The sequence below is a fragment of the Flavobacterium limi genome (genome assembly GCF_010645075.1).
In the GTDB taxonomy this organism is placed as follows: domain Bacteria; phylum Bacteroidota; class Bacteroidia; order Flavobacteriales; family Flavobacteriaceae; genus Flavobacterium; species Flavobacterium limi.
The window spans coordinates 120,744-145,167 of sequence record NZ_JAADZV010000006.1 but is presented as its reverse complement, the minus strand read 5'-3'; the positions used below and the strand labels follow the sequence as shown (position 1 = coordinate 145,167).

General features: G+C 34.0%; 19 protein-coding genes. 15 read left to right on the top strand and 4 right to left on the bottom strand.

The window, feature by feature from the left end:
• Positions 1 to 133: 133 nt before the first annotated feature.
• Both GXM16_RS13635 and GXM16_RS13630 read right to left on the bottom strand, forming a co-directional pair.
• Positions 134 to 1,813 (bottom strand): leucine-rich repeat protein, encoded by a 1,680-nt coding sequence (locus GXM16_RS13635; protein ID WP_163394995.1) that lies wholly within the window; start codon positions 1,811 to 1,813, stop codon positions 134 to 136.
• A 153-nt stretch (positions 1,814 to 1,966) separates the two neighbouring features.
• Positions 1,967 to 2,317: a 4Fe-4S dicluster domain-containing protein gene (locus GXM16_RS13630; RefSeq protein WP_110348282.1), complete on the bottom strand. Its 351-nt coding sequence runs from the start codon at positions 2,315 to 2,317 to the stop codon at positions 1,967 to 1,969.
• Between the two features lie 138 nt (positions 2,318 to 2,455).
• Here GXM16_RS13630 and GXM16_RS13625 point away from each other — a divergent pair, with 138 nt between their 5' ends.
• The 7 genes from GXM16_RS13625 (at position 2,456) to GXM16_RS13595 (ending at position 10,563) form a co-directional block, all read left to right on the top strand.
• A complete protein-coding gene (locus tag GXM16_RS13625) occupies positions 2,456 to 3,541 on the top strand; it encodes an acyl-CoA reductase (RefSeq protein WP_163394994.1) in 1,086 nt (361 codons plus the stop codon).
• Between the two features lie 79 nt (positions 3,542 to 3,620).
• Positions 3,621 to 4,691 carry a 3-phosphoserine/phosphohydroxythreonine transaminase gene (gene serC / locus GXM16_RS13620; RefSeq protein WP_163394993.1) on the top strand — a complete coding sequence of 357 codons (1,071 nt, stop codon included), beginning with the start codon at positions 3,621 to 3,623 and terminating at the stop codon, positions 4,689 to 4,691.
• Between the two features lie 227 nt (positions 4,692 to 4,918).
• Positions 4,919 to 5,869, top strand: a complete 951-nt coding sequence (locus GXM16_RS13615) for a D-2-hydroxyacid dehydrogenase (RefSeq protein WP_163394992.1) — start codon at positions 4,919 to 4,921, stop codon at positions 5,867 to 5,869.
• A 103-nt stretch (positions 5,870 to 5,972) separates the two neighbouring features.
• A complete protein-coding gene (locus GXM16_RS13610; protein ID WP_163394991.1) occupies positions 5,973 to 6,533 on the top strand; it encodes a DUF937 domain-containing protein in 561 nt (186 codons plus the stop codon).
• Between the two features lie 157 nt (positions 6,534 to 6,690).
• Positions 6,691 to 7,128: a DUF6146 family protein gene (locus GXM16_RS13605; protein WP_163394990.1), complete on the top strand. Its 438-nt coding sequence runs from the start codon at positions 6,691 to 6,693 to the stop codon at positions 7,126 to 7,128.
• Between the two features lie 33 nt (positions 7,129 to 7,161).
• Entirely contained in the window at positions 7,162 to 7,464 is a 303-nt protein-coding gene (locus GXM16_RS13600; protein ID WP_163394989.1) for a DUF6787 family protein, read from the top strand.
• 330 nt (positions 7,465 to 7,794) lie between these two features.
• Entirely contained in the window at positions 7,795 to 10,563 is a 2,769-nt protein-coding gene (locus GXM16_RS13595) for a T9SS type A sorting domain-containing protein (RefSeq protein WP_229684351.1), read from the top strand.
• A gap of 55 nt (positions 10,564 to 10,618) precedes the next feature.
• On the opposite strand, the gene GXM16_RS13590 is transcribed toward GXM16_RS13595, so the two are convergent.
• Positions 10,619 to 10,915: a hypothetical protein gene (locus GXM16_RS13590; RefSeq protein ID WP_163394987.1), complete on the bottom strand. Its 297-nt coding sequence runs from the start codon at positions 10,913 to 10,915 to the stop codon at positions 10,619 to 10,621.
• Positions 10,916 to 11,103: 188 nt separating this feature from the next.
• On the opposite strand from GXM16_RS13590, the gene GXM16_RS13585 reads away from it, so the two are divergent.
• The 8 genes from GXM16_RS13585 to GXM16_RS13545 all read left to right on the top strand — a co-directional run bounded on the left by GXM16_RS13585 (position 11,104) and on the right by GXM16_RS13545 (position 23,172).
• On the top strand, positions 11,104 to 11,769 hold the full coding sequence (locus GXM16_RS13585; protein ID WP_163394986.1) for an ABC transporter ATP-binding protein: 666 nt from the start codon (positions 11,104 to 11,106) through the stop codon (positions 11,767 to 11,769).
• Positions 11,770 to 11,877: 108 nt separating this feature from the next.
• Positions 11,878 to 12,642: a TIGR02757 family protein gene (locus GXM16_RS13580; protein WP_163394985.1), complete on the top strand. Its 765-nt coding sequence runs from the start codon at positions 11,878 to 11,880 to the stop codon at positions 12,640 to 12,642.
• A 209-nt stretch (positions 12,643 to 12,851) separates the two neighbouring features.
• The gene (locus GXM16_RS13575) at positions 12,852 to 13,913 is read left to right on the top strand and encodes a HEAT repeat domain-containing protein (RefSeq protein ID WP_163394984.1); all 1,062 of its coding nucleotides are present in this window, start codon (positions 12,852 to 12,854) and stop codon (positions 13,911 to 13,913) included.
• Positions 13,910 to 17,692, top strand: a complete 3,783-nt coding sequence (locus GXM16_RS22870; RefSeq protein ID WP_229684352.1) for a sulfatase-like hydrolase/transferase — start codon at positions 13,910 to 13,912, stop codon at positions 17,690 to 17,692. Before GXM16_RS13575 ends, GXM16_RS22870 begins: the two co-directional genes overlap by 4 nt.
• Positions 17,693 to 17,862: 170 nt before the next feature.
• Complete coding sequence (locus tag GXM16_RS13560) at positions 17,863 to 19,005, top strand: YaiO family outer membrane beta-barrel protein (protein WP_229684353.1); 1,143 nt, start codon at positions 17,863 to 17,865, stop codon at positions 19,003 to 19,005.
• Positions 19,006 to 19,183: 178 nt separating this feature from the next.
• On the top strand, positions 19,184 to 21,343 hold the full coding sequence (locus GXM16_RS13555; protein WP_229684354.1) for a DUF4838 domain-containing protein: 2,160 nt from the start codon (positions 19,184 to 19,186) through the stop codon (positions 21,341 to 21,343).
• 20 nt (positions 21,344 to 21,363) lie between these two features.
• Positions 21,364 to 21,726 carry a response regulator transcription factor gene (locus GXM16_RS13550; RefSeq protein WP_163394981.1) on the top strand — a complete coding sequence of 121 codons (363 nt, stop codon included), beginning with the start codon at positions 21,364 to 21,366 and terminating at the stop codon, positions 21,724 to 21,726.
• Between the two features lie 96 nt (positions 21,727 to 21,822).
• Complete coding sequence (locus tag GXM16_RS13545; protein ID WP_163394980.1) at positions 21,823 to 23,172, top strand: DEAD/DEAH box helicase; 1,350 nt, start codon at positions 21,823 to 21,825, stop codon at positions 23,170 to 23,172.
• Between the two features lie 76 nt (positions 23,173 to 23,248).
• On the opposite strand, the gene GXM16_RS13540 is transcribed toward GXM16_RS13545, so the two are convergent.
• On the bottom strand, positions 23,249 to 24,361 hold the full coding sequence (locus tag GXM16_RS13540) for a lactonase family protein (protein ID WP_163394979.1): 1,113 nt from the start codon (positions 24,359 to 24,361) through the stop codon (positions 23,249 to 23,251).
• Positions 24,362 to 24,424 lie beyond the last annotated feature (63 nt).

Below are 24,424 nucleotides of genomic sequence, written 5' to 3'. Positions count from 1 at the left end.
TTTCTACGAAAGTATTAAATTTCGATGAATAAATTAACGTTTCATAACAAATAATTCAAAATCAAACGAATAACATTTACCAGTCATAAAATTCAAAAAATCCTGAAGTATAAATTCTGGATTTTTTTTGAATTTATTGTGCAGAAATGATGTCTTTATATTTAGACCATCCAGCTGCATTTTTGTAAGCTTCTACACTCACGGCAGGAACTTTTATTGCCCCGTGACCATTGAGATTATCACAGTTAGAAAAAGGGAGTAAATCTATATTGAGTGAGGGTGGCACTATTGAATTAATTGTTACACTTTTTAGACTCGTATTATCGCTAAAAGCATAAAAACCAATAGATGTTACACTTTTCGGAATGGTTATACTTATTAAACCCGAACAAAATCTAAATGCATTAGGTTTTATAACAACAATACTATTTGGAGCGGTTATACTGGTTAGTTTTTTACAATATACAAATGCGGAGTGGCCAATTTCGGTAACACTGTTAGGTATTACCAAAGAACCTGTTTTTCCCATTGGGCAAGACCTTAATGTTTTTGCCTCTTTATCATACAAAACCCCATCTATCACACTAAAATGAGCATTAGCATCAATTGTAAAGGATGTTAAATCACTACAGCCATTAAAAACTTCAATACCAATTTTTTTTACATTATTGGGAATTTTAATATTTGTAACTTTCTCACAACCAATAAAAGCATAGTCACGAATCTCTTCAACTGTCTCTGGAATTATTATCTCTGCTAACTTAGTACAGCCATAAAAAACAGATGATTCAATAACTTTAAGAGTAGCAGGCAGATTAACATTTATCAGATTAGAACAATCATAAAAAACCCTATAACCAATTCTTTCAGCATTAGCGGGTAGCTTCACAGATTTAATATTTGTACAATAAGCAAATAAATAATCCTCAATACTGGCAACACTTTCCGGAATAATAATATCTGTTAAAGCCGAACAATATTCAAATGCCCCCTCCCCAATAGAAAGAACACCATTAGAGATAGTTATATTTGTCAAATTGGTACAATTCGAAAAAGCATACGAACCTATAAAAGTTACCTGTTCAGGAATCGTAATATTTTTTAAACCTGAACATCCGCTAAAAGACCTGTTTCCTATCTTAGTTATACTATTAGGCAAAGTAATACTACTAGTTTCATTTTGATTTTCGAAAGCTTTATCTCCAATTTGTGTAACAGAGTGGCCCTGAATTTTATTAGGTACTACAATCTTCAATTTGTCGGCAGCATTCAAATCCTGCCACAATTGCGACAAACCAGTAATTGTCACAAATTTATCATTCCCCTCTGATATTTTATAAGTAAATAACATGTCCTCAGTCAGAATAATTGGTGAAAAAACAATACTTGCATTACTATTTGTCTTAACCAGATCTGCTTGTCCTCCAGAAATTCTTGCTGTACTGTTATAATCGCCTGTTGGATTTACAATTACAATAATATTAAGCGTTGTACTTTCCTGATTTTTTAATTCCCCTATAGTCCAGATACCGGTTGTACTATCATAATCTCCAGAAGCGGCATCAAAACTTTCAAAACTATATCCGGAAGGGATTTTGTTTTTTACCACAACTTCTGTAGCATCCAGTGGTCCATTATTTGTTGCTGTTAATATAAAGACTAATCTGGTTCCGATAGCCGGAGTAGCTGAGCCTGCTTCAATAGAGATGCCTAAATCCGAAGTTTTTAATGGATCAATATCGTCATCATTATTACACGACAATAATAATAAACCTGTAATAAAAAATATAAATCTCCTTAAATTAAATTCCATAATGATTTATTTAGCTTTAAATTGATATTTAAAAAACAAGACAAAACTAGCTTCTAAGAAGCAAATTAAAATCACTATAAATAAGTATATTTCTAAAAACAAAAATCCCAAGCGTTATGCCTGGGATTTCCGAAAATATATTATTTTTTTACGTTATTCTCCATGTAAGAACGCCTGTCTGTTCAACAAGGTTTCTTCATCTTCTACGTGGTTATCGTCTGGCACGCAACAATCAACAGGGCATACAGCTGCACATTGAGGTTCATCATGAAAACCTTTACACTCTGTACATTTTCCAGGTACAATATAATATACTTCATCGGAAATTGGTGTTTGAGCGTCATCTGCATCAACTTCAGTTCCGTCCGGTAAAATTACTGTTCCTGAAAGACTTGTTCCGTCTTTGTATCTCCAATCATCAGCTCCTTCATAAATTGCTGTATTAGGGCATTCTGGTTCGCAAGCCCCACAATTGATGCATTCGTCGGTTATAATTATTGCCATTTTTATTCTTGGTTACGGGTTAAAAATTACAAGACTTTACAAAAAATGCCAAACATTTTATTCTGCTTTGCCTTATAACTTAATATAGCTTATTTTTGTGCAAAATTACAATCAAAACCTTTCATAAACAAATTACTTATGTTACAAAACGAAAAAAAACAATCTTTTATAGCACTTGGTCGGTTTTTGAGTCAGTTTTCAGAAGAAAAAAACACTCAAAACGAATCTGTTTTAGGTAACGATTTGTTTTTTGATGATTTTATAAACCTCATTGAACTCTCACAATCACATAACGGATGGTATACCCCTGAGCAAGTATATTTTGCCATAAAATCATGGGCAGATGCTTTGACTGAAGAAAATATCGACAAATGGCTTTCAAAGTATGAATCTGAATTTTCTCAAAACAATAAAAAAGAAAAAACGGTAGCCTTAATTTTGGCCGGAAATATTCCGCTGGTAGGGTTTCATGATTTTTTATCGGTTTTAATTACCGGAAATAAAGCTTTGGTTAAAACTTCTTCAAATGATCAGCATTTATTACCGTTTTTAGCAAAATATTTAATCCATATTGATGAAAGTTTAAAAGACAGAATCACTTTCGTTGACGGAAAATTAGAAAATTTTGACGCTGTAATTGCAACCGGCAGCAATAATACTGCACGTTATTTTGAATATTATTTTAAAGATAAACCTTCGATTATCCGTAAAAACAGAAATTCTGTTGCGGTATTGAACGGACAGGAAACAAAAGAAGATTTAGAAGCTTTAGGCGAAGATATTTTTAGATATTTTGGTTTAGGATGCCGCAGTGTATCTAAACTTTTTGTTCCGAAAGATTATAAATTTGATGCTTTTTTTGAAGCTATTTTTAAATACCAGGACGTTATTCATTACGAAAAATATGCTAATAACTATGACTACAATAAAGCTGTTTTTTTAATGAGCAATTTCAAATTACTCGACAATGGATTTTTGACAATCAAAGAAGATTCGAGTTATGCTTCTCCTATTTCAAGCGTTTTTTATGAGTTTTATGAAAACATAGACGATCTTAAAAATCGCCTTGAAGCAGAATCTGAGCAAATTCAATGCATTGTAAGCAATAATCTGATTAAAAACAGTATTTCTTTCGGTAAAACACAGACTCCGCAATTATGGGATTACGCAGACAATGTTGATACTATATCGTTTTTGTTAATAACATCGGATAAAAATTTATAATTATTGCGAATAATTTAACGGTTTTTCGGCTTGTATTCCCGAAATTTGCGTTTTTAAAATTTGGACTTTTAACTATACCATGAAAAAACACAACTACAGCGCAGGACCAAGTATTTTACCTCAGGAAGTTTTTGAAAAAGCATCAAAAGCAGTTTTAGATTTTAATAATTCAGGATTATCAATTCTTGAAATTTCACACCGAAGCAAAGATTTCGTTGCAGTTATGGATGAAGCCCGTGCATTGGCTTTAGACTTATTAGGCCTTACAGGCAAAGGATATCAGGCATTGTTTTTACAGGGCGGAGCAAGTACAGCATTTTTAATGGCTCCATACAATCTGATGAAAGAAAACGGAAAGGCAGCTTATTTAGATTCTGGAACATGGGCGACAGCAGCCATCAAAGAAGCTAAACTGTTTGGAGAGACCGTTATCGTAGGCTCTTCAAAAGACGACAATTATACATACGTTCCAAAAGGGTATGAAATACCGGCTGATGCAGACTATTTTCACTGTACAAGCAACAATACTATTTTTGGAACCCAAATGAAAGAATTCCCTTCAACCAATGTACCGGTTGTATGTGACATGAGTTCTGATATTTTTTCACGCGAATTAGACTTTTCTAAATTTGATTTAATTTATGCCGGGGCTCAAAAAAACATGGGCCCTGCAGGAGCTACATTAGTTGTAGTTAAAGAAGAAATCTTAGGTAAAAACGGAAGAACGATTCCTAGTATGCTTGATTACAGCAAACATATCAAAGCAGAGAGTATGTACAACACTCCTTCTGTATTTGCTGTATATGTTTCTTTATTAACATTACAATGGATTAAAGAAAAAGGCGGTGTAGCTGCTGTTGAAAAATTAAATAACGCAAAAGCAGAATTGCTTTATAATGAAATTGACAGAAACCCATTATTTAAAGGTGCTGCAAATGTTGAAGACCGTTCTAACATGAATGTTACTTTCTTGCTAACAAACGCTGATCATACAGAAACGTTTGATAAATTGTGGAAAGAAGCCGGAATTTCAGGATTGCCAGGACACCGTTCTGTTGGTGGTTACAGAGCTTCAATTTATAATGCTATGCCTATCGAAAGTGTTCAGGTTTTAGTAGATGTAATGAAAGCTTTGGAAACTAAAGTTTAATTTCAGGAAAAAGGTCAATTAAATACCAGAGTCCTAGCCCCGATAGAAATGAAAATCCTTTTATTTTTTTCTTTAAAAAATAAAAAGATTACTTCACTAAAATATTATTTAAATTGGAGTTCAGTGAACTTCGTTTGTAATGTATAGCGGGATTAGCTTCTAAATTAAAAAGAAAAATTAATATTGAGGATGAGATTGCTTCCTTCCTCGCAAAGAAATAAACTAAAATGAAAGTATTAGCCAATGACGGAATTTCAAAAAGTGGAATTCTAGCTTTAGAAAAAGGTGGTTTTGAAGTTATCACTACAAAAGTAGCTCAGGAACAAGTTGCTAACTTTATTAATGAAAATAATGTAGAAGTAATTTTAGTGCGCAGTGCAACTAAAGTGCGTAAAGATATTATCGACGCTTGTCCTGGTATCAAAATCATCGGACGTGGTGGTGTTGGTATGGACAATATCGATGTTGATTATGCTAAAAGCAAAGGGATTCACGTAATTAATACGCCTGCTTCTTCATCAGAATCAGTGGCTGAATTAGTATTTGGACACTTACTATCTGGTGTTCGTTTTTTACATGATTCAAACAGAAATATGCCTTTGGAAGGTGATTCAAACTTTGACGGTTTGAAAAAAGCTTATGCAAATGGTACTGAGTTAAGAGGAAAAACATTAGGTATTGTTGGTATTGGCCGTATTGGTCAGGCAACTGCAAAAATGGCTCTTGGTTTAGGTATGAAAGTTATTGCTGCCGATGGATTTATTCCGTCTGTAGATGTAAAGGTGGAGTTTTTTGATGGTCAGTCTATTACGACTACAATCGTTCCTCAGTCTTTAGAGTCTTTATTAAAAGAATCTGATTTCATCACTTTGCATGTTCCAGCTCAGGATGGCTACATCATTGGTGAGAAAGAATTTGAAATCATGAAAAATGGTGTTGGAATCGTAAACTGCGCCCGTGGAGGCGTTATTGACGAAGTAGCTTTAGTAAAAGCTTTAGACTCTGGAAAAGTAGCATTTGCAGGATTGGACGTTTTTGAAAACGAACCAAAACCTGAAATGGCAATTTTAATGCATTCTAAAATTTCATTGACCCCTCATATCGGAGCTGCAACAGGAGAAGCTCAAGACAGAATTGGTACTGAATTAGCTTCACAAATCATTACTTTATTGAGTTAATTCATTATAACTAAATAATTTGAGGGGATTTATTAACGCTGTTTAATAAATCCCCTTTTCTTTTTTGTTTAAATTTGAGTTCTAATCTAAACATCAAAAAACCATGCTAGATCAATTAACCCAGTTAGTACAGCAATTCGGGGGAGATGCTGTCGTAAAAAATGATGCTATACCTAATGAGCATAATGAAGGCGTAATCAATGAAACCAGTAATTCTATATTTTCAGGGCTGCAAAAAATTGCTTCAGAAGGCTGTGGGGAGCAATTGGCTTCCTTGTTTCAGGGAAAATCAATTGATAGTTCGAATCCGGTTGTACAACAGTTAAGCCAGCAGTTGTCCGGCAATCTTGGCGAAAAATTTGGATTAAGCAATGATACTTCGTCGAATGTTGCAGGAAGCATGATTCCGCAGATTTTAAATTCTTTGGTCAACAAAGCTAAAGACCCTAATGATGGAAGTTTTCAAATTTCGGATATTATAAATGCAGTCACAGGAAACAGCAGTCAGGCTTCTGGAATAATGGATACGATCTCAAAATATGGAATGCAATTTGGCCTGGATCAAAATGCAGATGGCAAGGTTGACGTAGCAGATGTTCTTGTTGTTACTAAAAGCAGCGGTGGAATAGCGGGATTTATAGGCAAATTATTTAGACGCAAATAATACGATTATAATTTTTAAAAAATACTGAAAAAGCTGTTTATCGGAATGTAGACAATTTTTTTATTAGATTTAAAAATCAATATCGCTTTAATGGCAAATGTTAAATAATAAAAGTCATCACTCCTTTTTTTGTAAATTTAAAGTTCAAATTTGAGCCATGAAAAATTTCGTTTACATATTAGGAATTCTATTTACGATTATTGCGTGTTCCACATCTTCTAAAAACACAATTGCAGCAGCTGATCCTCAAACAAAAGCAGCTGTAAACGATACGATTCGAATTGCAAATGATTCTTTAGAATATGAAGTCATTATTATAGACAATGGATTTAGTTTCTGGCTGGCTTCAACCGCATTACCAAGAAATTATTATTCACTACCCTATCTGGAAAATAAAAATCAGATTTATGTAACAGAATGGAATAATCGTGTTTTACAGCCTCAGCGCTACAATCCTAATTTGTATGAAATGACGATAGATTATCAGCCGCATATTAAGTATGGCTATGAAGTAAACTACTTGATTTATAATTATATGATTTATTTTCAAAATACTTACAAACAAAGGTTAGGAGGTTACTTACCTTCCAGATAATGTTACTATATTTGTAATCACTACAAACAAATAATGAACAGATTAAAACAACGTTGGGGAATTACCTCAAATTTTCAGCTTGTTATTATATTTATCGTATTTGCCATCACCGGATCGGCATCTGCGTGGCTGTCAAGACCTTTTTGTGAATTATTAAACATAACTAAAGAAGACTTTGGCGGCTGGTTCACCTTAATCAGATTACTGGTTATTTTCCCAATTTATCAAATCCTCCTCGTTGCAATCGGGACTATATTCGGTCAGTTTCGGTTTTTTTGGAACTTTGAAAAAAAAATGCTTAAAAGTATGGGATTTGGATTTCTATTTAAAGATTGATTCTTTTCTTTTTTATAACTACTACAAAAGCCCATTTCTTTATGTAATACTATTCTGTCTTTACATGCAGAACGGTTTGTTTTTTTGCTTAAAAAAAAGATCTCTTTTACTATTTTCAACAAATATCAGCAATATCAATAATTATTTAAGACTAAATATGCATTACATGAAAAAATAACATCGAAACTCACTAAAATAAACAACCAGAACAGGATGGAACAGGACAGTTTTATTTTTGATATTTTAAAACTTTACGTTTAAAGATTAATACTTTACTAACAAAACCCAACCAACCACATGTTCAACAATACCTTAAAATTATCGTTTGTAATGGCGACAATCTGCCTTACAATGTCAACGACAAAGATTTTTGCTCAAAATCCGGTCGTAAAAATTGATTTTGACCAGTCAGGAAGAAATACTGCTGAAGTAAGCGAACCGGGCTATACCCCTTGGGTAATTGGTACTGCTTTAAATACAGAAACCAAAATAATAAACGGAGTTTCTTTTACAGTAACCAGAGTTGGAAACAAAGGAGACTTTTTGGCCACCAACTGGGAAAAAGTAGGAGTACAAGCTCCATACTATGCAAAATTAGTATGTGACGGACTTACTGTAAAAAGTGCAGAACCACCTGTAAATGGACTTGCAGCTCAAGGAGCTCAAATAGAATTAAAAATCAGCGGACTAGCAACAGGCACACATACCTTAATGGCTTTTTTAAATGTTGTAGATAGTCCTGTATATACTTATAGTCCAATTGATATTTCTATAGATGGAAATCTAATCCTTGACAATGTAGTTCCGACTGTCAGAGCTCATAAAACAGCAGATGCAAAATCAGTTTATTTAACTTTTCAGGCAACAACCGGAACGGATGTGATTATCCTTTTTGCAGCAGAAAGATCAGGCACTGAAACTTATAAAAATGTAATGTTAAACGGATTCGAATTGAATACTCCTAATATTTTTAACCAGGCAGTCAATCCAAGTCCTAAAGACAACAATGAACATGTGGAATTGAACTCTGGAAATACTGTGTTGAGCTGGACTCCTGCTATTAATGCTGTATCACATAATATTTATTTTGGAACAAATTTAGCAGCCTTAGAATCAGCAACTACATCTTCTCCAGAATATAAAGGAAATCAAACTGCAACAAATGCCAGCTATGCTCTAAATGGACTATATACTGGAGAAACCTATTATTGGAGAGTAGACGAAGTTTTAAATAATAATCAAATTGAAAAAGGAAATACATGGCGTTTTCGCCCTGCCCAGCTTGCTTTCCCTGGTGCTGAAGGTTATGGACGTTTTGCCCGTGGAGGAAGAGGTGGAAAAGTAGTAGCAGTAACCAACCTGAATGACAGCGGACCGGGAAGTTTACGTGAAGCTGTTACAAACGATATTGGTCCTAGAACTATTGTTTTTAACACATCCGGAATTATACAGCTTTCTTCCCGTTTAGTATTGAGTCAGCCTTATGTAACCGTTGCCGGACAAACAGCTCCTGGAAAAGGGATCTGTATCCGTACTGCTCCTTTTGGAATTACAGGAAACGATGCTATTGTTCAAAATGTAAGAGTTAGATTAGGTGCAGGCGAAACTGCAGACGGAATGGGATTAACCGGAGCCGATAACAGTATTGTCGATCATTGCTCGGTCAGCTGGACAATAGATGAAGCGTTTAGTTCTCGTTCAGGAAAAAATATAACTCTGCAAAGAACATTAATTTCCGAAGCTTTAAATGCAGCAGGGCATAAAAATTATCCTGCCGGAACGGAACATGGCTATGCCGGAACAATAAGTGGGGATATAGGAAGTTTTCATCACAATTTATTAGCTCACAATTATGGACGCAATTGGAGTCTTGGAGGTGCATTAGATGGTAGTGGAGCTTATGCAGGCAGAATGGATATCACCAACAATGTAGTATATAATTGGGGAGGCAGAACTACTGATGGCGGAACCAAAGAAGTTAATTTTGTAAATAATTATTATAAACCGGGAGCAGGTTCAAAAATATTTGTTGCGTTTTCTGCAGATAACGAAAATGTTGGAACGGGCACGCAAAAATGTTATTTTAATGGAAATGTAATGCCGGGTTATTTTGACGAAAGCAATCAAACTATTGGAAGAAGATCTACCTATAGAAATGGTGCTACTAATACTTACGATAATTTTGTCAATACTCCATTTTTCCCTTCATACGTAACCACACAATCTGCAAAAACTGCCTATAAAATTGTATTATCAGATGTTGGTTGCATCCAGCCTGAATTTGATCAGCATGACCAACGAATGATTACAGAAACATTAAATGGCACTTATACGTACAGAGGAAGTGTTACTAATAAACCTGGATTTCCTGATAATGAATCTGATGTTGGCGGGTACGAAACATATCCTGAAATTATCAGAGATGCAAATTGGGATACGGATCAGGACGGATTACCAAACTGGTGGGAAACTATTATCGGAACCAATTTAAATTCAGGAACAGGCGATTTCTCAGACTCAAATGCTGATACTGACTTAGACGGATACACCAATTTAGACTTATACTTACAATGGATGTCTCTGCCACATTATGATTCTCCAACTGGAAATAAAGTCGACATTGATATACAGAAACTTTCAAGAGGTTTTACAAACGGTGTAAATTATTCCCTTTCAAATGTTGTAAACGGAAATGCAACACTTAATGGGAACATTGTAGCATTCACACCAAGTGCAACCGGCTTATGTTCTTTTGAATTTACCGTTACAGACAATGAAGGAGCAAGTATGACCCGTAAAGTAAATATTGTGAGTGGTTACAGTTCTACATTATCAATAGAAAAACCAGTTAAAGAAGATAGCGCTTTTAAAGTCTGGCCTGTACCAAATAACGGTTCTTTTTCTGTTCTGATTGAAAATGATGGCAGCAATGCAGAACTTAAAGTGTTTGACATTTCAGGAAAAGAAGTAATAAAAAGAAACATCAACGGAAAAGCAGCAGAAAGCATCAATTTAAAATCAAAAGGTGTGTTCATTCTAAAAGTTTCTGATCCTGCAACCAAAGCAGTTTTACATATCAAAAAAATTATTGTACAATAAGTTTAAGTTTAGTTTGTTTTTTTAGTTAAAATGGCAGCTTTTCAGGCTGCCATTTTTATTTTTTTTCTTTTGGTTTCTGAAAAAAATAAGTATAAATCCAGGTAATCGTAAAAGACGGAATCACATCGGTAAACGGAATTATTTCTTCAACAAAAGTCAAAATACCGGCCACCTTTCCCACTCTTCCTTTATACATTCTGGCCATTATTATAGCCGCAATTGGTGCCCAAATCACATCTGAAAACTCTCCTAAAAACGGAATTGAGAAAGAAATCATCCCAATACCATCTAAAAGCAAACCAATTAGTAATTTCTGCATTCTGTTATCTTCCACAACTTTCAAATCCTGCATGATATGATGATTTAAGTTGCTTTCAAAAGTAAAAAATTATTTAAATAACAGATTATTACATTAAGCAAATTAATTTCTAAATTCCCATACTAATAAACATCCCGCTTACTCTACAGGTTAATAAAAATCTGTTATAAACCATTTTAATATCGGCAGAATCTTCGTTTCTTTGTAGAAACAGTTTCTAAATGATACACGCAAAAAACATACATAAATTCTATGATCAGCTTGAAGTTTTAAAAGGAGTTGATCTGCACATTCAAAAAGGTGAAATTGTTTCAATTGTGGGTGCATCCGGTGCCGGAAAAACTACTTTATTACACATTTTAGGAACTTTAGACAAACCCGAAAAATCAGGTAAAGAAACTTCCCTTACCATAAACGGAGAAAATATTTTAGGAATGAATGACAAAGCTTTGTCTAAATTCAGAAACTTAAATTTAGGTTTTATTTTTCAGTTCCATCAGCTTTTACCTGAGTTCACTGCTCTTGAAAATGTATGTATTCCGGCTTACATTGCTGGAAAAAAGCCCTCTGAAACTGAAATTGAGGCAAAAAAATTACTGAAATATTTAGGATTAGGACACAGAATAAACCATAAGCCAAACGAACTTTCGGGTGGCGAACAACAGCGTGTGGCCGTCGCAAGGGCTTTAATAAATAAACCCGATGTGATTTTTGCCGATGAACCTTCAGGAAATCTTGACACTCATTCTGCAGAAAATTTACATCAGTTATTCTTTCAGCTAAGGGATGAATTCGGTCAGACTTTTGTCATTGTAACACATAATGAAGACCTTGCAAATATGGCAGATAGAAAATTGGTCATGGTCGATGGTCAGGTTAGTAATTAGAAGCAATTTCCGGCTGTCCACTATATCTTTTCTGGCAAACCCTGCCATAAAAGGATGCCGCTTCCATCCGGGCTAGGCATCACAATAACAAGAACATTCGATTTAAACATGACCCAAAAAGAACTCAAAGAATTCCTTGACGAAAAAGTTATTCAATATAACAACCTCGATTTTATAGAAAGTGACCCTGTACAAATTCCACATCTTTTCAGTCAAAAAGAAGATGTTGAAATTGCAGGATTTCTAAGTGCAACGATTGCCTGGGGAAACCGCAAAATGATTATTAAAAATTCACATCAAATGATGGAATTGATGGGCAATACTCCTTACGATTTTGTCATGTCACATTCTGATAATGATTTAGAGCGACTCGAAAATTTTGTTCACCGAACTTTTAACGGAAAAGATTTTGCCGGGTTTATAAAGGGCTTACAGCATATTTATAAAAATCATAATGGCTTAGAAACGGTCTTTGCTAAACATCAGGAAAAAGACAGCCTGCAAAAAAGCATTCACGAATTTAAAAAACTGTTTTTTGAAATTGATCACTTGCCCCGTACCCAAAAACATATTTCGGATCCTCTAAATAATTCAGCTGCAAAACGTATCAACATGTACCTCAGATGGATGGTACGTCAGGACACAAAAGGAGTCGATTTAGGTATCTGGAAAAATATTTCACCCGCTGCCCTCTCCTGCCCTCTTGATGTTCATTCCGGCAATGTAGCCCGAAAGTTAGGATTACTTTCACGCAGGCAAAATGACGGTAAAGCACTTGCCGAATTAGATCAAAAGTTACGTAAACTGGACCCAAATGATCCTGTCAAATATGACTTCGCACTATTCGGATTAGGAGTTTTTGAAGGATTCTAAAATATATTATTTACAAAAAAATCCATTTTCAACTTCCAAACGTTACTACTTTACTGAAATTCTTCCTTATAATTTGACTCTTATTCCAAAAAAGAGCGTTTCCTTTATTTTATACCTTTAAAATATTCTTTATCTTTATGTAAACTCCGATAATAAGGAATAAATTATTCGTTAAGTCTAATAATAACACCAAACTACTTTTTGTTAAAATGGAAGTGTTTATTCATTACTTTATCCGAATCATATTACCCATATTAATCATCGGGTGTATTCTGTTAATTTTAGTATTAATCATCAACAGATACCGTTACGACTCCTTTCGTCCCAAATTTCATAAGGCGAAAGATGAAATTGATATCTTTCTGACTAATCTGATTTTTTCTCCTTTTGACGAAACACATCATCATACTGAAATAGAGCAATTTAAAAAAGCAATCCCTTTTGAAAAAAACTGGTGCAAAAAATTATTACTCAACGAGATTATTTTTTTGAAATTAAACTTAAAAGGAGAAGTCACTAATAAATTTCACTATATCTACGAGCAATTTGATTTATTTAGATACACACAAAAACTACTAAAAAGCCGTCGTTTTTATTTAAAATGTCTGGGATTATTTCAACTTGAATCATTAGACTATAAAAAAGGCAGAAACTACATCACTCCTTTACTAAATCACAAAAACAGAGATATAAAATCCAGGGCTTTTTTAGCATTGATTTCATTAAGGCCTAATAAACTGGAATCACTGATTGATTTTACTCATGATATTACAATTGCAGAAGAAATTAATATCATGGATATCCTGCATCATAAAAAAACAAAAATGCCGGCAAACTTAAAAGACTGGATCGCTTCTGACAATGCAACAATTGTAAAATTGGGTATTAAACTGATGATATTTTACAATTATAATAATGAAAATAAAAATATAGTAGAATTACTGAAGCACGATGACAAAGAGGTTCGTCATGAAGTGATTTTGGCAATTAATTCCTTATTCATTGTTGAAGCTGAAACGGAATTGATAAAACGCTTCAGTCATGAGGACACCGAAAATAAACTGGAAATATTTAATACACTCGCCAAAATAGGAACAACAGAATCAGAAAATTTTATCGCACAGTTATTAGAGGCCAGGACTGATGAAGGCATCAAACTGGATGCTGTTTATTGTCTGCATAAAATAAACCGAAATTATTTTGATAGTCATTTTTTAGATAATGAAGACGTGCAAAAAATGGTTGAACATGTTAAAGCCATCAGGAAATGATAGACGATATTTTATCTTTCTATACGAATTTCATAGGTGCATTTTCAATCACTTATATCATCCTCTATTGTATTTTGGCAGGTTTGTCCTATTATGCAATCAAAAAAAGCCTTAATACGAAACATTTCATCCCTGACAATGTTATCATAAAATCCAATTATATCCCCGGGGTTTCGATAGTGGCGCCAGCATTCAATGAAGGAGCTACTGTAGTAAATAATGTTAAATCTTTACTATCATTAAATTATCCCAAATTTGAAATAGTATTAGTAAATGACGGGAGTTCAGATGGTACCTTAAAGAAATTAATAAAAGAATTTGATCTGGTAAAAGTTGATTTCTATTATCAGGAGCAAATTAAAACTCATACTGTCAGAGGCCACTATAAATCTACAAATCCGCTTTATCATAAACTCTTAGTAGTGGATAAAGAAAATGCAAAAAGCAAAGCTGATGCAGTTAATGTTGGAATAAATTCTACCCAATATCCATTATTTATCTGTACCGATGTCGATTGTATTTTAAAAAGTGATACGATTATAAAATTAGCAAAACCGTTCATAGAATCGAAAAAAAGAGTCATAGCAACCGGAGCAGGCATCAGGATATCCAACTCCTGCCAGGTAAAAAATGGTTTCTTGGTTAAAATTCATTTCCCCAAAGGCTGGCTGCCCCGATTTCAGGAACTGGAGTATGTCAGAGCCTTTCTTTTTGGCAGAATGGCCTGGAGCAAAGTTAATGGACTTCTACTGGTTTCAGGCGCTTTAGGAATGTTTGATAAAGAAATTGCTATCGCAGCCGGAGGGTATTTCCATAAATCATTAGGAGAAGACATGGAACTGGTAACCCGAATGAGAAAATATATGTATGATAATAAATTGCCTTTCTCAATACAATACATTCCTGAATCACTCTGCTGGACTGAGGTTCCCGCTACCAGAGAAGTCTTTATACGCCAGCGTGTACGATGGTCACGAGGATTAGTCGAGACATTGTTTCTGCATAAAAACATGTTTTTTAATCCAAAATACCAAAGAACGGCATTTCTAATATTTCCTTATTTTCTCTTTTTTGAATTTTTAATTCCTATTCTGGAAGTAATCGGAGCTGTGGTATTAATTCTTTGCTTCGTTTTTTTTCATGAAGATTATGTTAATTTCCTTTATCTTACGTTAACTGTTTATTTCTTTTACATCATCGTAACTTTTATATCCATCCTTCTGGATGATGTTATTTATAAAAATTATGCAAATGCCAAAGAAATTATTATTTTGGTACTCATGGCCATTATTGAGCCTTTTTGCTACCATCCTATTTGTGTTTATGCATCACTAAAAGGATATTACAATTTTTTTAGCCTAAAAGAGCAAAGCTGGGGAAATATGCAGCGGCAAGGTTTTGATAATCCTGTAACCATAAAAGAAAAGGAAAACTTTTTACAATATAAAATAAAACAAATGCTAACACACAACCTAAAATATTTATATCTCACCCTATCTTTGGTACTAATCTTTTTGCTATCAAGTTTTTCGGAGACATATTTAAAAATAGCAAACGGTATTACAATTCCAAATATTGGTCTGGAGATTGCCTATAAATTAGTTAATGACATTTTATCAGCTATAGTCGTGAGTCTGGTACTTTTGCCTTTATTTATAATCTTTGGGTATATAAATAAAACATTTGCTATACGATTTATGACAGTACTTTTTATCCTCTTCGGACTTATACAGTTTGCATTGGTAAAATATAGCGCTACAACACTTGTTAATCTAGGAGCCGATTTGCTGGGCTATTCTTTCTCAGACATGTACACAACTGTCACGGCATCCGAATCGCTTTCCTTTATGTTCTTTTTACCGTTCCTTATAATTCCTTTGTTATATTTGGGAATCAATTTTGGTTTTAGAAAACTAGACAAAGGAAAAATAGTTTTAGCAACAACATTGGCACTATTTATTATTGCCGGTGGAATGAAACTATTTGTTTCCGGCCTATCCGACTCAAAGTACGAAAACAAACTGGCGTTTTTAACCAAAGATATTATTCGTTTTGAAAGAGATAAAAACATAGCTGAAAGCGTTCAAAACATCAAATTCAAATCGGAATATCCAATACTAAAACCTTTTAAAGAGACCCCGGACGTTTTATCGCCTTATTTTAATATCACGAATGAAAAACCTAATATTGTTGTTATCGTGGTTGAAGGTTTAGGATCCGAATTTATGGGTAAAAATGAATATGCAGGTTTTACACCTTACCTAGATTCGATGATTCCAAAATCATTGTATTGGGAGAATTTTTTGAGTAATGGAGGAAGAACTTTTGCCGTACTTTCTTCATTATTAGGCTCATTAACCTATGGAGAAAAAGGTTTTTTGGAATTAAATCCGTCTCCGAGACATCTTTCCCTGATAAATGTGCTAAAAGCTAATGGGTACACAACATCTTTCTATTCCGGTGATAATGCTAATTTTGATAGAAAAATTAATTTTCTGGATCAGAATGGTATTGATAATGTGATAGACAAAAATAATTATGGTTCCGAATATACTCAGACAAAAGCCAATTCGGGAGGCTTTTCCTGGGGATATCCTGACGCTGAAATTTTCAGGAAAGCACTAATAGAAACCAACAAAATGAAGCTTCCCCGACTGGATATTATACAAACCCTTACCAATCATGAACCTTTTGATTTTCCTGAAAAAAATGCATATTTGAAAAAAATTGATGGTATCATTAATTCCCATGAAAATCTAAAATCGCAAAAAGGAAATATTGGCTCTTATAAGGATATTTTTGCCTGTTTGAATTACACTGATAATTCCATCAAAAATTATATGGAAGCGTACGCAAAAAGACCTGATTACAAAAATACCATCTTCATAATTACAGGTGATCACCGTTTGATTCCTATTGCACAAAAAGACAAATTATGCCGCTTTCATGTACCTTTGTATATTTTTAGTCCCATGTTGAAAAGAGCTGAATCGTTTAAATCAGTTTCTTCGCACTGGGATGTGACACCAAGTTTGGTTTCTTTTTTGTTCAACAATTACAAATTCAACAGACTTGATCAAACGGCGTGGATGGGGAAAGGTCTTGATACTGCAAAAGAATTCAGGAACACACAAGGCATTCCACTGACACGAAACAAAGGAACTATTGATGATTATGTGTATAAAGAATATTTTTATTCGAGTGGTGAATTGTACAAAATAAAAGACAATTTTGATTTAGAAAGAATCAGTGACGATGATATCTTAGATAAGATTACCGGCGAATTTAATGCCTTTAAACAGCTGAATGCGTATTTGACACAAAAAGACAAAATCATTCCAAAATCATTGAGTTTAAATAAAGAGCAGGGAGTTCATTTTACTAAAGAAGAGCAAATCGAGATCGATAAACTAACCAAAGGACTAAATCCCGACCAGATGTTTTTCAAAGCAAGGGAGTTAGCTTTCAATAAAAAGCACAAAACAGCAATTTTGCTATGCGATTTTATATTAAATGAATTACCCAATTATTCAGATGTACGAACTTTAAAAGGCCGAATATTTGGCTGGGACGGTGAATATAAAAAAGCAGAACATGAGTTACTGATTGTTATCAAAAGAATGCCTTTATATGATGATGCCTATCTGGCATTGATGGATGTATATTGGTGGTCTGATCAGAATAAAAAAGCGATAGAAACGGGTAAATTAGCACTGTCAAACGGTGTGAAAAATCCGGAAATAAATATAAAGATCGAAAGATCTAAAAAAAAACAATAAACAATTCAAATACAAAATAAGTAATGGGTACTCTAATAAAAAATGGACATAGAATTTTTCAAATCTATATTTTTCTCATTATAACTTTATTTTCTGCGTCGTTTGAGATGACTGGACAAGAAAAAATATATAGTGGAGATCCCGATGTTTCATTTACAAAGGCCCGAGACATGGCTTTTAACAATAACAGAAAGCAGGCACAAGATACTTTATTGTACATTCTGACTAAATATCCTAATTATCATGATGTTCGTGAATTTTTAGCTTCGACTTATGCCTGGGATGGGGATTATAAAAAATCAAGGGCCGAATTTCAGAAAATTTTAAGCAAGGACCAGCACCGGAAAACCACATGGGTAGCAGCTATCAAAAATGAAATCTGGGCAGAATTCCCTTTTCTTGCTTTAAAATTATCCAAAAAAGCATTGAAAAAATTCCCAAATGACACCGAATTATTAGACTTGCAGAAAAGAGCTCAGGAAAGCTCGATGATTCCAACAGCTACAGGAGGTGCAGTTCAAACAATATCAAGCGAAATCCCAAAGGATTCTACAACAGGAGAATCAGATTCTGCTTTAAGAAAAAAAGTACTCAACAATACAATTGGTGTCACTTCAGAAGTTAATATTTACTCTGATGTCTTTGACCCTATGTTTTACAATGCCGTAAAATATGCCCGTCAAACAAAATACGGAAGTATTATTGGGAGGGTAAATATCGATAGAAGACTTGGTGAGTACGGAACTCAGTATGAAGTCGATTTATATCCAAAAATTGCCAAAGGAACTTATGCATATCTGAACTTTGGTGTATCAGGTTCTTCATTATTCCCGGATTACAGATACGGTGCAGAAATTTTTAAATCGCTGCCAAGAAGTTTTGAGGTTTCTGCAGGGCTCAGAGGCTTGCAATACGATACAACAACCATGATTTACACCGGTTCAGTAACCTGGTACAATGGAAATAATTACTGGTCTTTCCGTCCTTATTTTACACCGGGGGACAATGGATTAAGTTCTTCAGGTACCTTAACATACCGAAAATACAGAAGCGATGCTGACAATTATTTTGGCATCAATATTGGAGCCGGAATTTCGCCTGAACTCAATCAGAATTACTTTTTTGAAAATGATGACCGAATCGTAAACCTGCAATCGCAAAAACTGAATGTGGCTTATTATTTTTCTACCCATAATAAACAAAATGCCTGGGGAGCACAACTTGGAATCATTCATCAGGAAATTCCTTTTGACCAGGGAAATTATTTCTGGATTTCTACCCTTGCCCTGTCCTGGGAAATCCGCTTCAGGTAATAGCATTTGAAAATTAAAAGTGAATCATTTATACTTAAATCGTTTGAAGTCAATTTTGTAATAAAAAAGAGAAATCAAGGCTCATCTGGAGCTTCAATATCAATTCTAAAAAATGCAAATCAAACAACACATTATTTTTTACATTGTTGTTTTCCTATCTTTTCTAAACTGCAAAATTATGGCTCAAGACTCCTTACATTTAGCAAATACGAAAGGACAGGAAGTGATTATTGTTTCTTCTGATGAAAATGCTCAAAAAGCATGTGTTGTTTTAAAAACCTACTTAGATCAGGCTTTCGAGAATCCATTTTTAATTCAAAATAATAAATCAGAAAACGCTGAGAGCCCCAAAATTATTCTTGAAGTTAATAACGAAAGCATCGGTAAAAACGATTCGTTTATCATCAAAAGCGACAAAACAAACATCTATCTCATTGGTTCGAATGAAAAGACGTTACGATACGCCATTTATACTTTACTGGAGACATGGGGCTTTAGAAAATATACTGCAAAAGACAGTTTTATTCCGAAGCTTACAGAAGTAACTTTTCCAAAAAATTTCAATAAAACTTACAAACCTTCTTTTGAATATAGGGCCTTATTTTATCCTGATTGCTACGATGAAAATTTTAGGGACTGGCACAAACTGGATTGGCATCTCGATGATTTTGGCATTTGGGGACACTCGTTTTATAAATTAGTAAGTGCCAAAGAATATTTTAAAACTAACCCGGACTTTTTTGCCCTTTACGAAGGCAAGAGAAACAGCGAATCATTATGCATGAGCAATGATAATGTTGTAAAAATTGTTTCAAAAAAAATGGCTGACATTATAAGCCAAAATCCTAATGCACGTTTCTTTTCAATAAGCCAAAATGACGATGTTGTTTATTGCGAATGCGATAAATGTAAAGTTTTAAATGAAAAACACGGAGGCCCGCAAGGATCATTATATTATTTCCTAAACAAAATTGCTGTACAATTCCCAAAAACTAAAATCACAACTTTAGCGTATTTACACACGTATCGGGCTCCCAAAAACATTAAAATTAAGCCTAACATTTATACTATTTTTTGTCCAATAGAAATGAATCGAGGTAAAGCTATCGAAGAAACAGAAGACAACAAGGTCTTTTTAAATACTTTCAACGAATGGAATACCGTTACAGAACATTTGTATTTATGGGATTACACAATTGAATTCACCAATTATCTCTCTCCTTTTCCGAACTTTCATACTTTTTCGAAAAACTATCAATTATACCAAAAAAATAAAGTCAAAGGGTTATTTGTTCAGGGTTATGCTGATATTGTCGGAGATTTATATGAATTACGACAGTATCTTTTAGCCAAAATAATTTGGGACACCAATACTGATGCTGAAGCCGTAACGAATGATTTCCTAAATGGATTTTATGGCAATGCTGCTCCCTTAGTTAAAAAGTATATTGATTTACTTATTCAAAATCAGGAAAAAGGTGACCGCTATCTTGATATTTATACCAGCCCGATAGAAAGCCGGAACACATTTCTCTCCCCAGCAGCAATGAATCAATACGATCAGTTGATAAGTCAGGCTGAAATAATTTCTAAAAATAATCCTGTAATCGCAAAGAGGATTTTAAAACTGAGATTAGCATTAGAATATGTCTATTTTGAACAGGCAAAATTCTATGGAAAAGAGCAACACGGAATGTTTGAAAAAAACGGAGATTCATTTTCCGTAAAAGATCATCTCGTAAAGAGGGTTCAGAATTTTGAAAAAAATTGTAATGATTTCGGAATTTACGAACTTAGTGAAGAAGGCTTAAGTCCTAAAGAGTATAGTACTCAATGGAACTACATTGCTCAGAATAATGTTGTAGATCATATAGGAGAAAGTCTGAAATATGAATTTGCAACAAAACCCGAACCTGAATTTAACCTAAAAAAAGAAAATGGACTACAAGACGGGATAAAAGGATATAAAGACTTTAATGTAAACTGGACAGGTTGGTATGGCCAAAACGCAGAAATAATCATTTACGGCAATAATGCAGATTTTGACTCGTTAGAATTTCAATGTCTGGAAGATCAGCGTCACTGGATTTTTCTACCCTCAAAAATCATCATTAAAGGATTCAAAAATCAGAAATGGAAAACTTTAAAGGAGGAAAGAGAACCATATTTAACTGAAAATTATGACTTTACTATAAAAAAATACAATTTTAGCAACATTAGTTTCCGTAATTTTGATAAAATCAAGGTCATTTTAGTTCCAGAACGAAAATTACCTGCGTGGCGCGAAAGAAAAAATAAAAAACCCATGCTGATGATCGATGAAATAATACTCAAGTAATAGCCCTAAAAATTAGCCCCATGCCAAAAAGGATATTTATTATTGAAGATGATAACATGACCATACAGATACTAAAGTATATATTTTCTAAGGAAGGGTACGAAATTATAATTTCAAAAGACGGATTAGATGCGATCGAAAGAATTCCGGAAGAAAAGCCCGATTTGGTCATGACAGATATTTTACTGCCTATGAAATCCGGTCTTGAAATTATAAAATTCATCAAAGACAATTTCAGTAAAACCCCTGTTATTGCTTTATCTTCACTGGGTGAAGAAGAAGCTACGGTTTTGGATGCTTTTAAATTAGGCGTTGACGATTTCATTGCAAAACCTTTTAGCCCTAACGAATTATTATTGCGGGTAAAAAGATATTTAAAGTAACATTTTACCACAAAAGGCATAATTGACGAACGATGTTTTTCGTATTTCTCTCTTACAAAGGGGATTTAATGCTATCTTTGCAAAAAATTAATGCAAATGAGTACTTTCGAAAAATTCAATCTTCCAAAATCATTACAAAAAGCTGTTGACGAATTAGGATTTGTTACACCTACTCCTATTCAGGAAAAATCTTTTTCTGTAATTATGTCCGGCCGAGATATGATGGGAATTGCACAAACCGGAACCGGTAAAACATTTGCTTATTTACTGCCTCTTCTAAAATTATATAAATTCACCAATACCAATACGCCAAAAATCGTAATTCTGGTACCAACCCGCGAATTGGTAGTGCAGGTTGTGGAAGAAGTTGAAAAGTTAACCGCTTATATGTCGGTTAAAACTTTAGGAATTTATGGAGGCGTAAACATCAATACACAAAAAAAAGCAGTTTACGAAGGTGTTGACATTTTGGTAGGAACTCCGGGGCGTACCATGGATTTAGCGCTTGATGCGGTAGTTCGCTTTGATGAAACCCAAAAGCTGGTTATCGACGAATTTGATGAAATGCTGAATTTGGGCTTCAGACCACAGCTTACTTCGCTTTTGGCCATGATGAAAACCAAACGTCAGAATATTTTGTTCTCTGCAACGATGACAGATGAAGTTGATGATATCTTAAATGATTATTTTGATTTTCCGGAAGAAGTAACTCTTGCTGCTTCAGGAACTCCACTTGAAAAAATTACACAGATTACTTATAATGTACCTAATTTCAATACAAAAGTAAATCTGCTCAAACATTTATTGGAGACTGACGAAAGTATGAGCCGTATTTTGGTTTTCGTAAACAACAAAAAAATTTCGGATATGCTTTTTAATCGTATTGATGAGCTTTTTGAAGGACAATTTGGTGTAATTCACTCCAACAAATCTCAAAATTATCGTTTGAGTACGATGGCTGAATTTCAGGAAGGAAATCTTCGCGGCTTAATCACAACCGATGTTATGGCAAGAGGTCTGGATATTTCTAACATCACGCACGTTATCAACTTTGAACTTCCGGAAGAACCTGAATTGTACATGCACCGAATTGGTCGTACAGGCCGTGCAGATGCAACGGGAACAGCAATTAGTTTTGTTTCCCCAAGAGAAGAAGAATACAAAATCGAAACCGAACTTTTAATGAATCAGGAACTTGAAATTACTGATTTCCCTGAAGAAGTTGAAATTTCGGAGAAATTAATAGAACCCGAGAAAGACAGATTACCAAGGAAATTTTTAATGAAAAAACCAAAACTGGAAGGTGACGGTGCTTTTCATGAAAAATCTAAAAAGAACCAAAAAGTCAATCTGGGCGGACCTTCAAAAACCAAAAAGAAAACCCATGGTTCTGTTAATAGAAATATGCTAAAAACGAGAGACAAGAAAAGAAAAGACAATAAATAAAAATTTCAATAAAAAAATTCCAAATACCAACTAAAATTGGAATTTGGAATTTTAATTTTTGTGATTTATTTAATTTTTATATTTTCGTAAAAACCAGCCCAACAGGCGAACACAATTCAATCTTCTTTCCTTTATTTGTGAGCTTTCCGGTTGCTTTATCTCTTTTAAAAATAATAATTTCATTGGTATGCTGATGTCCAACCAATAGATAATTACCAGTTGGATCGATAGCAAAATCCCTTGGCCCTTTTCCCAATGTACTTACCTGTTCTACTAATACAATACTTCCGTTTTTAATGATTTTATAAACTGAAATATTGTTTGCATCGACACGATCTGTTACATATAAAAATTTTCCATCAGGTGAAATTTTAATTGCTGCAGCTCCTGTACCTCCTTTAAAATCTTTAGCAAGAATGCTGGATTCGGCAATCTTTTTTAAACTTCCGCTTTTATCATAGCTAAAAGTCGTCAGTGTTGCATCTAATTCCTGAATTAAATAGACAAACTTACCATCTTTGCTAAAAGTGAAATGTCTTGGTCCGCTTCCTGCTTTTACATCGACACTTCCTTTTAATTTTAAAACTTCATGTGCCGCACCTGGATTGTATTTATAGATGAAAACTTTATCTAAACCTAAATCACTGGCTAAAACAAACTTTTTATCGGGAGAAAAATCAACCATATGCATATGCGCTTTTTCCTGACGCGCTTCATTTGGTCCTTTTCCCTCGTGCTGAATTAGCTGCTGACCTTCTGTAATACTTCCGTCGGCATTTTTTTTGAAAACAGTAATATTTCCACCTGAATAATTGGCCGTAATTACATTTTTGCTGTCATTAATCAAATGGCATGGATCTGCACCTAACGCATCATTTTTATTTATTAGCTTAATTGTTCCTGATTTTGAATCATAACTAAAAGCGCTTACTGTACTTTGTTTTCCATTTTCATTTACGGCATAAACAAATTTATTATCTGCTGAAACCGACAAGTAACTCGGACTTACAACATTCTCTGAAGATTTTTTTAATTTAAAATCTCCTGAAGTAGCATCAAATTCATACACGTAAATTCCTTTGCTTTCGCAGGTATTGGTATAGGTTCCTACCAATAAATTAAACTTATTTTGAGCTCTTGAAGTGGTTACTGCTAAAGCCGAAAATAGTATCAGATACATTCTTTTCATATTTTAAGGTGGTTTTTTGAATTAGCTAAAATAGGTAATAATATCTTTTACTGCAGATTTTTC